10 protein-coding genes and 1 pseudogene are annotated in these 12,296 nt (G+C 65.1%); 1 reads left to right on the top strand and 10 read right to left on the bottom strand.

Annotation, left to right across the window (positions count from 1 at the left end):
- Nucleotides 1-147: 147 nt before the first annotated feature.
- The 10 genes and pseudogenes from V1289_RS20010 to ubiE all read right to left on the bottom strand — a co-directional run bounded on the left by V1289_RS20010 (nt 148) and on the right by ubiE (nt 11,014).
- The gene (locus tag V1289_RS20010) at nt 148-870 is read right to left on the bottom strand and encodes a nucleotidyltransferase family protein (RefSeq protein ID WP_334398485.1); all 723 of its coding nucleotides are present in this window, start codon (nt 868-870) and stop codon (nt 148-150) included.
- 130 nt (nt 871-1,000) lie between these two features.
- The gene (locus tag V1289_RS20005; RefSeq protein WP_334398484.1) at nt 1,001-1,327 is read right to left on the bottom strand and encodes a PilZ domain-containing protein; all 327 of its coding nucleotides are present in this window, start codon (nt 1,325-1,327) and stop codon (nt 1,001-1,003) included.
- Between the two features lie 91 nt (nt 1,328-1,418).
- Nucleotides 1,419-2,942 carry a tRNA (adenosine(37)-N6)-threonylcarbamoyltransferase complex ATPase subunit type 1 TsaE gene (tsaE, locus tag V1289_RS20000; protein WP_334398483.1) on the bottom strand — a complete coding sequence of 508 codons (1,524 nt, stop codon included), beginning with the start codon at nt 2,940-2,942 and terminating at the stop codon, nt 1,419-1,421.
- Nucleotides 2,939-5,458: a PAS domain-containing sensor histidine kinase gene (locus tag V1289_RS19995; RefSeq protein WP_334398482.1), complete on the bottom strand. Its 2,520-nt coding sequence runs from the start codon at nt 5,456-5,458 to the stop codon at nt 2,939-2,941. The genes tsaE and V1289_RS19995 overlap by 4 nt, the downstream gene beginning before the upstream one ends.
- A gap of 282 nt (nt 5,459-5,740) precedes the next feature.
- Entirely contained in the window at nt 5,741-6,418 is a 678-nt protein-coding gene (locus tag V1289_RS19990) for a cupin domain-containing protein (RefSeq protein WP_334398481.1), read from the bottom strand.
- 114 nt (nt 6,419-6,532) lie between these two features.
- Nucleotides 6,533-6,661: pseudogene (locus V1289_RS49770) on the bottom strand (MAPEG family protein); the annotation flags it as partial.
- 76 nt (nt 6,662-6,737) lie between these two features.
- Nucleotides 6,738-7,196: a dUTP diphosphatase gene (dut, locus tag V1289_RS19985; protein WP_334398480.1), complete on the bottom strand. Its 459-nt coding sequence runs from the start codon at nt 7,194-7,196 to the stop codon at nt 6,738-6,740.
- Nucleotides 7,193-8,623 (bottom strand): bifunctional phosphopantothenoylcysteine decarboxylase/phosphopantothenate--cysteine ligase CoaBC, encoded by a 1,431-nt coding sequence (gene coaBC / locus V1289_RS19980; protein ID WP_334398479.1) that lies wholly within the window; start codon nt 8,621-8,623, stop codon nt 7,193-7,195. Before coaBC ends, dut begins: the two co-directional genes overlap by 4 nt.
- Before the next feature lie 58 nt (nt 8,624-8,681).
- Complete coding sequence (ubiB, locus tag V1289_RS19975) at nt 8,682-10,256, bottom strand: 2-polyprenylphenol 6-hydroxylase (protein ID WP_334398478.1); 1,575 nt, start codon at nt 10,254-10,256, stop codon at nt 8,682-8,684.
- The gene (gene ubiE, locus V1289_RS19970; RefSeq protein WP_309180796.1) at nt 10,253-11,014 is read right to left on the bottom strand and encodes a bifunctional demethylmenaquinone methyltransferase/2-methoxy-6-polyprenyl-1,4-benzoquinol methylase UbiE; all 762 of its coding nucleotides are present in this window, start codon (nt 11,012-11,014) and stop codon (nt 10,253-10,255) included. Before ubiE ends, ubiB begins: the two co-directional genes overlap by 4 nt.
- Nucleotides 11,015-11,255: 241 nt before the next feature.
- On the opposite strand from ubiE, the gene mutM reads away from it, so the two are divergent.
- A complete protein-coding gene (gene mutM / locus V1289_RS19965) occupies nt 11,256-12,137 on the top strand; it encodes a bifunctional DNA-formamidopyrimidine glycosylase/DNA-(apurinic or apyrimidinic site) lyase (RefSeq protein WP_334398477.1) in 882 nt (293 codons plus the stop codon).
- The last annotated feature ends 159 nt before the right edge of the window (nt 12,138-12,296 follow it).

Genomic DNA, 12,296 nt, shown 5'->3' with positions numbered 1-12,296 from the left:
CGGGATCGGGCTGTATCATGGCATGGGCACGTTTTGGGCGGCGATCTTTAATTCGTCATGCGCGGGCTTGACCCGCGCATCCATCAAAAGAGAGTTTTTGAAAGAGCGATGGATTGCCGGGTCAAGCCCGGCAATGACAGGGCCCCCTTACGCCACGCTTTCCAGAAACGCCTCTTCCGCGGCCTCTATCGCGTCCGGGGTTCCGACGTGCATCCACACGCCGTCCAGCCGCAGGCCGAACAGCCGTTCCTGCTCGTTGGCGCGGTCGAACATTTTCGTCAGCGAAAATTCGCCTTCGGGCGCATCCGCAAACAGCGACGGCGACATGATCGCAATGCCCGCATAGACGAACGGCACCACCTGATGCTCTTTGCGCTTGCGCAGCGCGCCATCCGCCAGCATCGCGTAGTCGCCGCGGCCGGCATAGCCGATGCTGCTGGTCGTCGGTGCCATCAGCAACAGGATATCCATGCGTTCGGGATCGAAGGCTTCGGCGAGCCGCGCCAGATTGGGCCGCACGCCGTCGATCCACATGGTGTCGGCATTGAGATGGAAGAACGGGGCGGGACCGAGCAAAGGCAGCGCCTTCACCACAGCACCGCCGGTGCCGAGCACCAGGTCGCGCTCATCGGAGATGATGACGCGCGGCCGGGCGCGGGCGGCGACGTGTTCGATGATCTGGTCGGGCAGATAATGCACGTTGACCACGGCTTCGGTGACGGCGGCGGCGGCGAGCTTGTCCAGCACATGGTCGAGCAGCGGCTGGCCCGCGACGGGTATCAGCGGTTTCGGCATATGGTCGGTCAAGGGGCGCATGCGCACGCCGAGACCGGCGGCGAGGATCATGGCTTTGGCAGGCGTGACTAACATCTGAGGGATTTCTCGAACCGTTTAATTCTGTGCGCGGTGGATCATATCACGGTGATTCGGCTGAACCAGCGACTGTGAGGCCATAGTCATCGGACATGACGGCCGTACGACGGCGGCAGCGATACAAAATTCAGGCTTCCGTGGTCTGCTCCGCACCGCGCTTGCCCGCCTTCTTCTTCTTGTCGCCCTGTTTCAGGAAATTGACGCCGATCTGGTCGCCATTGACCCAGGCCAGCTCGCAGCGGCGGTAGGCGAGGCCGGTGGATGACAGCAGCAGGAAGAATTCCTTGAGGTGCAGACCCTCGATGGAGCCCTCGACCGTGAGCTTGGCGCCGGTCTCGGAGACGTCTTCCATCACGCAGTCGCGCCGCCAGGTGCCGTCGATGCCCATCATGTGCGCCGTGAAACCGCGCTCAAATGTGACGCGCTCACCCTTGCGCCGTTCCGCAGCCGCCATGGTTGTGTTTTCCTGCTTCCAAGGAAGCCGCGTCCGCACGGGGACCACAGCCTGCTCCAGATTAAAGGCAGGCTGGCTAACAAGTGGTAAATCAGGGAACAGGCGGGGGGACGTTGGCGGCGTACCATGCGCGAAAGCCCGATAGGGCCGGGTGAGCCAGCGACCGGTTCAAATAGGTCCAGATCCGGGGCTGGTGACGCAGATAGTGCGGCTTGCCGTCGCGCCGGTTGAGCCGTGCGAAGGTGCCGAGCAGGCGGGTGTTCCGCTGCGCCGACATGATGGCGTAAAGCTCGGCAAAGTGGGCTGGATCGAAGTGCTCGTCGGCCATCCGCCGCGCCTTGATGTAGCGGGTCAACAGCGCGAGTTCGAGTTGCTCGGGGACGTCGATCCGCGCGTCCTGCAGCAGCGATACCAGGTCGTAGGCGGCAGGTCCCAGCACGGTGTCCTGGAAGTCGATGACTCCAACCCGCAATATTCCGCCCCGCTCGCCGAGCCAGATGATGTTGGGCGAATGGAAGTCCCGCATCACCCAGGTCCTCGCCGCCGCCGCGGGCCTTTCCAGCAGCTGGCGCCACATCGCGACGAATTCGGCGCGCAATTCCGGGGTCGGCTCGGTGCCGCGATCGGGCATGTACCACTCGAGCATCAGCCCGACCTCGACCAGCCACGCGTCGATGTCGAAGACCGGGATGTGGTAGGTTTCTTGCGGCGTCAGCAGCAGGATGTCGGGCAATCGCTCGCGATGCAGCGCCGCCAACATGTCGGTCGCGGCCTCGTAACGCTCCGCGATCGGCCGCGGCGGATCGCCTTCGACGATGCCGTCGCTGCCGAAATCCTCGGTGATCAGAAAGCCCTGATCGAGGTCGGCGTGCCGGATCGCAGGTGCCGAGAAGCCGCGCTCGCGCAGGCCGCCCGCGATCGCGACGAACGGCTTGACGTCTTCGGCGAGATGAACCGCCGCGCTGTAGGATTTGCCGCGATAGATCGCCGGTCCATCCGGGCGCCGCGGCGAATTCATCAGGATCTCTGTGCCATCGTCGCCGAGCAGCCGTGCATAGGAGCGGGTCGAGGCGTCGCCGGGCATGCGCTGGCGCTTCGCGTCCATATGACCGGCGCCGTCGAGAAACATGCGCAGCGCGCTCAGCCGTGCAACCTGCGCGGCTGCCTTGCCATGGCCGGTGATTTCAGCGGCGCGCGCGGAAGATCCGAACGCCGGACGGTGGCTGAACGCGATGTCGATGCGGTCGTCGGGAAGCGCGCCCTGGGCGCGCTCCGGCCATTCGATCAGCGCCAGCGTGCCCTCGGGCAGCGGCGACAGCCCGATCTCTTCCAGTTCGCTGGCATCGTTGATGCGGTAGAGATCGGCATGAATCAGCGGAAACGGCGCGAGATCGTAGCTTTGCGCCAGCGTGAAGGTCGGGCTTGGAACCTCCAGCGCATCGTCGTCGGCGAGATAGCGGATCATCGCGCGCGCCGCCGCGGTCTTGCCGGCGCCGAGATCGCCCGAGAGCGTGATGACGTCGCCGGCGCCGACCAGCAAGGCGAGGTCGGCCATCAAATGCGCAGTCGCCGTCTCGTTCGCCAGCGCAACCGAGAATGTCGCGGGCTCGGTCATTCGGCGGCGTTGCGGTGCGCGTTCTGGTCGATCGGAAAGTCGCACGTCACCGACGTGCCTTTGCCGACCGCCGAATCGACCCGCACCTTGCCGCCGTGCAGTTCGACAAAGGAGCGCACCAGCGACAGGCCGAGGCCGGCGCCGCGGTGCCGCGAGCCGTCGGTATGGCTCTCGAACCAGTCGAACACCTTGTCTTTCACGTCCGCCGGGATGCCGGGGCCGGAATCGGTCACGGTGAAAATGACGCGGTGATCGGCGCGCCTGGCGCTGATGGTGACGGCGGCATCATGCGGCGAGAAGCCGACGGCGTTGGCCAGCAGATTATAAAGCACCTGCACCACGCGGCGTTCGTCGCCGGTGAATTCGCCGATCTCGGGATCGATGTCGACCTTGAGCGCGATGCGATCGGTCGCGAGCCGGTCCTGAATGCCTTCGGCGGCGGCCTCGATGGCTTTTGCGATATTGACCGGGCCGAGTTCGAGCTTCATCGCGCCGGCATCGATGGTGGCGAGGTCGAGGATGTTGTTGGTGAGTGCGAGCAGCGCGTTGGTCGATTTGGTGACGTAGTCGAGATACTCGGCCTGCTTGGGCGTCAGCGGGCCGGTGGAGGGGTCGCTCAGGAAATGCGCGAAGCCGATGATGGTGGTGAGCGGCGCGCGCAGCTCGTAGGACACGTGGTGGACGAAATCCACTTTCATCTGGTCGGCGGCCTCGAGCGCTTCGTTGCGCTCGCGCAGCGCGCGCTCGACATTCTCGGTGTCCGAGATGTCCTGGAAGGTCAGCATGGTGGCGCCGTCGGGCAGCGGCATGGTCGTGCAGTCGAGCACACTGCCGTCCTTGCGTTCCAGCTTCAGCGCCACCTGGGCGCGGCTTTCGATCGCGGTGATCGCCTCGCGCAGGGTCCGCCAGGTCAGCGCGTTGTCGAACAGCGGCTTGCACCAGCTTTCCACGGTCTCGATATGCGGCTGTTCGCGCAACGCCTCGGGCGACAGCTTCCACATCTTGCAGAAAGCCGGATTGAACAATTGCACGCGGCCATTGCTGCCGAACACCGCGACGGCTTCGTTGAGATTGTCGAGCGTCTCACGCTGGGTGCGGGCCAATCCGTCGAGCCGCCGCGCCAGATCGAGGCTTTCCGTGACGTTGTCGAACAGATAGGTGACGCCGCCTTCGAGGTTCGGCGTGGTGACGACGGTGACGGCGCGGCCGTCGGGCAGGAACCAGGTGTAGGTTTGGGATTCGACGGCGCGATAGGCCTCGTGCAGCTTCGCCTTCCAGGCCCGGAAGTCCGGCTGTTCCGGCAGCTTGCGCGTGGCACGGAGCCGGTCGAGCACGCTCGAATCGTCGGGATTGGAGTCGAGAAACGTCTGATCGAGGCCCCACAGGCGCCGATAGGATTCGTTGTAGAAGGCGAGCCGCCGCTGCGCGTCGAATACCGCCACGCCTGACGACAGCTGGTCGAGGGTGCGGCGATGCGCCTCTGCCATCCGCTCCAGCGCGGCGCGCAACGCGGTCGCCTCGCTGGCGTCGATCGCGATGCCGGCGCTGCCGCCGCCGAGCTTCAGCGCCCGGATGTCGTAGATGCGCCGCTCGCCGCCGACCACGATCGGGAATCGCGCGGAAAAACTGGTATTGTCGTTCAGCGCCCGGCTCATCTCGGCGCGCTGGTCGTTTTCGAGCAGCTCGAGGTTGCGGTGGATGGCGTCCGCGACGCTGGTGCCCTCGGTCGCCCGGACATAGGCGGCGTTGGCATAGCGCAGGTCGCCCTGGGCGCTCTTGGCCCAGATCGGCCAGGGCGCGGCAGCGGCGAAATCGCGCAGCAGTTCGGTCTCTTCCTGCAGCGCCCTGTAGCGGAGATTCGATTCGGCGAGTTCCCGGCGCAAGCCCCCGAGTTCGCGAATCCTGATGATGGCCTGGCCGCCGATGGCGCGGCCCATGGCCTCGATCGCGCGGCCGTTCGAGGTCGAGAGGTTGAGCAGAAAGCCTTCGCCGGCCTCGCGCAGCGCATCGACGGCGTGATCCATCTGCAGCGCCGGTTCCGGCGGCAGCCAGGTTCCAAAGGCCAGGATACGCTGGGGCGAGTTTTGCTGGGCGTCCTGCGAGATCAGCAGCGAGGTGTCGCCGCTGATCTGGGGCCGGTTGTCACCCGCGGCCCATGAAATCAGGACCTGGGGTTCGGCGAACAGCAGCGTGCGCAGCCGGTCGGCCTGGACTTGCAGTTCGGCGATGTCGGAGCGCAACCGGACTTCGGTCTGGGTGGCGCGAACGCGGGTGCGCATCAGCAGGATCGCCGCCACCACGGAAAAGCCGACCAGCGACAGGGCCGTCGTCAGCACAGCGAATTCCTGATGATTGAGGTCGAACCAGGCCGAAACCACCCGTGAGAGCAGGGAATCGCCGGCAAAGGCAGGTTCCGGCGCCGACGATGAGGCCATGGCGAGTACAATCAGGCCGTTGCGCGCCAGTGAGGTGCACGACAGCAGGGTTCGACGCATCGCCGCGACTACGCCCGACATGATTTGCCCCAGAACGCACGACTCTGAGCCCGGCGTACTCCCCCGCCGCGCACGAATCGAGCAACAATATCCCCTTCGGGAGTCAGCGGGTAAGAGTCCAGACCGTGAACGTGAATCCCTCGGGGAAAAAATGCTCGGTGAAACGATATTCGGCGCGAATCATTTGAAAATGAATCCGCTTTTTTGCGGGCATTGGCGGCCGGTCGAGCCGAATCCTCTACTCAGCGACGCGCGGCAAGCTGCAATTTCATCACCGCGCGCCGAATTCGTCATCGCTTCCTGTCATGGCATCGGGCGCAGGTGACCTCGCTTTGCCCAATATGTCGCTCCGTTGTTTGATCCAAGACCGCGCCGGAATCCAGCCGGATTCCTGATCCATGTCCCGGCCCGGTAGCTCCCGTGCTCGTCACGGAGGTCGCCGGACAATATGAATATCTCCTCGCCGCCCGGACAGTCCATCTCGGCCGGCTGCCCGCCGGCCGCCAGCCGCTCGATCACGACGCATTCCCCGGTGTCGGAGGCCGCATGCAGCGGCAGTTGCTCAAGGCCGCCTGGATCGCGCGCTCTCCACGTCGTGTTTTTGGTGTCGATGACGACCCGCTGCGCTTCCGTCGGCGACATCTGCCGTAACTTGACCAGGATGGTGCATCCGGGCGCGGTTCGCGGCGTGTGACGGCTGCGCGGCGGGTTGCGGACATAGGTGCCTTCGCCGTAGTCGCCATACTCGTCGGAGAATACGCCGCCGAGGACCAGAAATTCTTCGCCGCGGGCGTGCTCGTGGGCGGGAAAGCTGCTGGCGGGCGCGTAACGCACAAGCGAGGTGGCGCGCGCGACCTCGCCGCCGATACGATCGAGCATGCGCCGCTCGACGCCGGCCTGCGGCGACGGAACCCAGGGCATCGTGTCGGTCGCGATCACGACGCGTTGCGCGAAGTCGGCGTTGATGAGTTCACTCGACATAGTGGGCTCTCCCTGGTTGTGACCCGCCCCGGCAAACCTCCCGGTGCAGCAGGGTGTACCTGCGAGGGCGGGCCATCTTCGTCAGATCCAGCGCAGGATGCGTGCGCGCCGCCGTCAGATCACGAAGTGCAGCAGGCGCGCGAAGAAGTATACCACGACCGCTGCCTTCGTTGCCGCGTTCGAGATGCCGAGCACATGCGCGGTGAGGACGATGGGCGCGAAGATCGCGAGGTTTTCGACGGCATTGGTGTGAGCCTACCGCGATCGCCGCACGGGGAGGCTGCCCGCGAAACGTCAGATCAAGCCGGATGGAAGGGCGTCAGCGTCCGGTCGAACCAAACCCGCCGCCGCCGCGGTCGGTTGCCGAAAGCGCAGTTACCGGAACGAGTTGCGCCTGCATGGCCGGCGCGATCACCATCTGGGCGATGCGTTCGCCGCGCCGGATCGGAAACGGCGCCTGGCCATGGTTGATCAACAGCACGTTGATCTCGCCGCGATAATCCGCGTCCACGGTGCCCGGCGAATTCAAAACGGTGACGCCATGCTTGGCGGCAAGGCCCGAGCGCGGCCGCACCTGCGCCTCATAGCCCGGCGGCAGCGCGATCGTCAGCCCGGTCGGCACCATCGCGTATTTCCCCGGCGGCAGGATCAGGGGCGTCTCTGCGGGCACGGCCGCCAGCAGGTCGAGGCCTGCGGCGTCCGCGCTCTGATAGGCTGGCAGCGCCATGCCCTCGCCGTGCGGCAATTGCCTGATGTCGACCTTGATCGTTGCACTCACGAAGCTTTCTCCACGGTCTTAGCAATCCGCGCCACCAATTCGGTCGCGACTTGTTCCTTGGTCATGACAGGCCAGGAATCAACGCTGATGTTGTCGGCATCCGCTCCCTCGCGCGTGAGCAGGTGGACGGTGTTGCGGTCGCCACCCATCACGCCGGCCGCGGGCGAGACATCATTGGCAACGATCCAGTCGCAGCCCTTGCGCGCGATTTTTGCCTTGGCGTTGTCGATCAGGTGCTCGGTCTCCGCCGCGAACCCGATCACCAGCGGCGGACGCTTGTCCTGCAACTTCGAAATCGTCGCCAAAATGTCGGGATTTTCGATCAGCTGTAGCGGCGGCATGCCGGCGGAAGTCTTTTTCAGTTTCTGCTCGCGTTCATCGGCGACCCGCCAGTCGGCGACCGCGGCGGCGAAGATCGCGATATCCGCAGGGAGCGCGGCTTCCACCCGATGCAGCATGTCGCGCGCCGACTCGACGCGCATGACCGTAACGCCGGGCGGATCGCGCAGTTCGACCGGGCCCGAGATCAGGATGACATCGGCGCCGGCGGCCTGCGCCGCCGCGGCAATCGCATAACCCTGCTTGCCGGAAGAGCGGTTGGCGATGTAGCGCACGGGATCGATCGGCTCGCGCGTCGGGCCTGCCGTGATCAGCACGCGCTTGCCGGCCAGCGGGCGCGGGTGCGGCGGGCGCAAAATGTGTTCGGCGGCAGCCGCGATTTCCGTTGGCTCCGCCATCCGCCCGACGCCGACTTCGCCGGCTTCGGCCATCTCGCCGGCATTGGGGCCGACGGTGGCGACACCGTCGCGCCGCAGCTGCATCACGTTGCGGCGGGTGGCGGGATTATTCCACATCAGCGGGTTCATCGCCGGCGCCAGCAGGATCGGCTTATTGGCCGCCAGCAGGACGGCGCTGGCGAGGTCGTCGGCGTGGCCCTGCGCCATCTTCGCCATCAGATCCGCGGTCGCCGGCGCCACCACGATCAGGTCGCAGTCCCGCGCGAGGCGGATATGACCGGCATCGAACTCGCTCTCGGCATCGAACAAATCGGTATAGACCCGCTCATGCGACAGCGCGCTGGCCGCCAGCGGCGTGACGAATTGCTGCGCGGCCTTGGTCAGCACGCAGCGGACCTCGATATGCCGCTCCTTGAGCCGCCGGATCAGGTCCAGCGCCTTGTAGGCGGCGATGCCGCCGCCGATCATCAGCGTGACGCGGGCCTGGCCGGTCTCGCTGGCGCGCCGGATAGCTGGCGAAGCAGCCTCGGCGGGAGCCAGCGCGGCGCCGGCCTGCACCGGACTACCCTCCAGATATTCGCGCAGGATGACCCGGACCTCTTCCTCGACCGAGCGGCCGTTCTTGGCGGAGCGAAGCCGTAAGTAGGTCTTGATGCCTTCGTCGAGCTTGCGGATGGTCAGGCTCGCCATGGCGGCCTCCAGAAAGTAGGTGTGATTGCAATGCTAGCACAAGGTGCAGGCAATGCAATCAAAGTTGCCGGACGGCGATCAAAATTCCGATAAAGGTCGCCGCGATGATCCAGAGCGCGATGGTGCGCCAGCGGCTCTTGCGGCCCTCGGTCCGGCCCATGGCCGCGATCGTCTCCGGCGACAATGTAACGCCTTCGCGGACCATCTTCTCCAGATGCTCCAGCACCGCCACCGAGCGCGCGGCGATCGCCGGCGCGCCTGTCAGCACCCGGCCAAGGTCGCCGGCGCCGGACATCGCGCCCTGGATGCGCCCGATCGGTCCGAGGTTGCGCTCGATCCATTCCCGCACCACGGGATCGGCGACCTTCCAGATGTCGAGTTTTGGGTCGAAGCCGCGCGCGACCCCTTCGACCACCACCATGGTCTTTTGCAGCAGGATCAGTTCGGGGCGGGTCTGCATGTCGAACAGGCCGGTGACCTCGAGCAGAAGCGTCAACAGCTTCGCCATCGAGATTTCCTCGGCGGTGCGGTTGTGAATCGGCTCGCCGATGGCGCGGATCGCCTGCGCGAAATTCTCCACCGAGTGATGACCGGGCACGTAGCCCGCCTCGAAATGCACCTCGGCAACGCGGCGATAGTCGCGGGTGATGAAGCCCAGCAGGATTTCGGCGAGGAAGCGCCGTTCCTTCAGGCCAAGCCGGCCCATGATGCCGAAATCGACCGCCACCAGCCGGCCGGTATCGTCGAGGAACAGATTGCCGGGATGCATGTCGGCATGGAAGAAGCCGTCGCGCAACGCATGGCGCAGAAAGCTCTGGATCACCTTGCGGCCGAGATCGGGCAGATCGATGTTCGACTGCGCGAGGCGGGCGTGATCGTTCAGCGCGATGCCGTCAATCCACTCCATCGTCAGCACGTTGTGGGTGGTGCGGTCCCAGTCGACGGTCGGCACACGAAAATCCGGATCGTCGCGCGTGTTCTCCGCCATCTCGGACAATGCGGCCGCCTCCAGCCGCAGATCCATCTCCATCGCGACCGAGCGCGACATCGTGTTGATGACCTCGACCAGCCGCAGCCGGCGCGCTTCGGCCGAATGGGACTCGGCATTGTACGCAACAAAGAAGAAATCGCCGAGGTCGCGGCGGAAGCGCGCGGCGACGTTGGGCCGGAGCACCTTGACCGCGACCGATTTGCGGACCCCGTCGCGCTCGGTCTCGCCGCGATGCACTTGCGCGATCGAGGCGGCGGCGACCGCCGGCCCCAGGCTCGCAAAGGCCTGCGCCACAGGCCGTTCCAGCGATTGGGCAATGACGGATTCGGCCTCGCCTTGCGAGAACGGCGGCAGCCGGTCCTGCAGGCTTTCCAGGTCGCGCGCCATCATGACGCCGACCACGTCGGGCCGGGTCGCCAGAAACTGCCCGAGCTTGAGATAAGCGGGGCCCAGCCGCGTCAGCGCCCGCGACAGCCGCTGACCGGACTTGGTGCCGGGCCGCTCGATCAATCGCGCCAGACGCAACGCCAACTGCCCGGGCGGCGGCACCAGGCTCGGATCGACGACGCCGAACACGCCCTCGCGCGCGAACACATAACCGGCGCGGACCAGCCGCGCGATGTGGGTCGTCGCAGAGATCACAAACGCCAGCCCGAATGCAACGCCACGATACCGCCCGAGAGGCTCTCCCACTTCACCCGCGAAAAGCCGGCGGCGCGGATCATCTCGGCAAAGGCACTGGGCCGTGGAAATTTCCTGATCGATTCGACGAGATATTGATAGGATTCGGCGTCGCCGGTGACGGCGCGGCCGAGCGGCGGGATTATCTTGAACGAAAACAGGTCGTAGATCCGGTCAAGCCCGGGGACATCGACGGTGGAGAATTCCAGGCACAGGAAGCGGCTGCCGGGCCGCAGCACGCGATAGGCCTCGCGCAGCGCCAGGTCGATCTGCGGCACGTTGCGGATGCCGAACGCGATCGTATAGGCGTCGAACGTGCGATCGGCAAACGCCAGCGCCTCGGCATTGCCCTCGACGAACGACACCTGCTCATCGAGATGACGGGCCGCGGCGCGGGTACGTCCGACCGCGAGCATGTCGCTGTTGATGTCACAGACGGTGGCGCGAAAACCCCGGCCGGCCGCCTTGGCGGCGCGGAACGCGATATCGCCGGTGCCGCCGGCAACGTCGAGTAGCGCAAACGGCGCATCGCTCTTCGGCGGATTGAGGGTGTTGATCATGATGTCCTTCCAGACCCGGTGCAGGCCCATCGACATCAAATCGTTCATCAAATCGTAGCGGGACGCCACGCTGTGAAATACATCGTTCACCAGCGTCTGTTTGTCCCCCAAGGGCACGTCCCTGAAGCCAAAATGCGTGGTTTGATCCGGCCGATCCATCAACTCATCTCCACTGGTGCCGCCGATTTGAAGTTTCTGCAGAATTTGCTGCAACTTCGATCAGAAACTTCAAATCGATCAGCGGCACCAGGATCTCTATTTACTGGTGCCCCCTGACTTTCCGAAGTTCGTACAGGAGGTGCTGCGAGGGTTTACGAACTTCGGAAAGGGGGCGCTGGCGGACCATAGCGCGCCCGCCGCAATGGCGCTATCACGTCACCTTCATAAGGTGAATGCCTGCATGCCCGAATTACCCGAAGTTGAGACCGTCCGCCGCGGCCTGCAGCCCGCCATGGAGGGGGCCAAAATCGTCAAAGCGGAGGCCCGGCGCAAGGATCTGCGGTTTCCGTTCCAAAAAGACTTTGTCGCGCGGCTGGAGGGCCAGATCGTGACCGGCCTCGGCCGCCGCGCCAAATATCTGATGGCGGATCTGACCTCGGGCGATGTGCTGCTGATGCATCTGGGCATGTCCGGCTCGTTTCGCGTCCAAAAAGCTGACGGCAACACGACGCCGGGGCAATTCCACCATCCGCGCAGCGAAACCCGCACGCATGATCACGTCGTGTTTCACATGTCATCGGGCGCTGCGATCGTGTTCAACGACCCGCGCCGCTTCGGCTACATGAAGATCATTGCCCGCAACGCGCTGGAGGACGAGCCATTGTTGAAGGGTCTCGGCCCCGAACCGCTCGGCAACGAATTCGATGCGGCGATGCTGGCGCGTTCCTGCGCCAACAAGAAGACCAGCCTCAAGGCCGCACTGCTCGATCAGCGCGTGGTCGCAGGGCTCGGCAACATCTATGTCTGCGAGGCGCTCTATCGCGCGCATTTGTCGCCACGCCGGCTGGCGGCGACGCTGGCTACCAAAAAGGCCGAGCCGACCGATCACGCCAGGCATCTGGTAAATTCGATTCATTCGGTGCTGAACCAGGCGATCAAGGCCGGCGGCTCATCGATCAGCGATCACCGCCAGACCTCGGGCGAGCTCGGCTATTTCCAGCACTCGTTTCAAGTCTATGACCGCGAAGGCGAAAAATGCCAGACCGCAGGTTGCAGCGGCATCGTACGGCGTTTCACCCAGAACGGGCGCTCGACCTTCTGGTGCCCGAAATGTCAGAAGTGATTGTCGTCAGGTAGTGCTACGGATGCGCCATCGCGAGCCACCGGGTCGGCGCAAAGCGCCGCCCGATGACAGGCTCCGCAATCCAGCGCGGCTCGCGGCTGGATTGCTTCGTGCGTCCGCCTTCGCTCGTTGAGCTACGTCGGACAGGTTGCTCCTCGC

Origin of the sequence: Bradyrhizobium sp. AZCC 2289, from assembly GCF_036924615.1 — a bacterium.
GTDB lineage: Bacteria > Pseudomonadota > Alphaproteobacteria > Rhizobiales > Xanthobacteraceae > Bradyrhizobium.
This window is presented reverse-complemented; position numbering and strand designations above follow the sequence as displayed.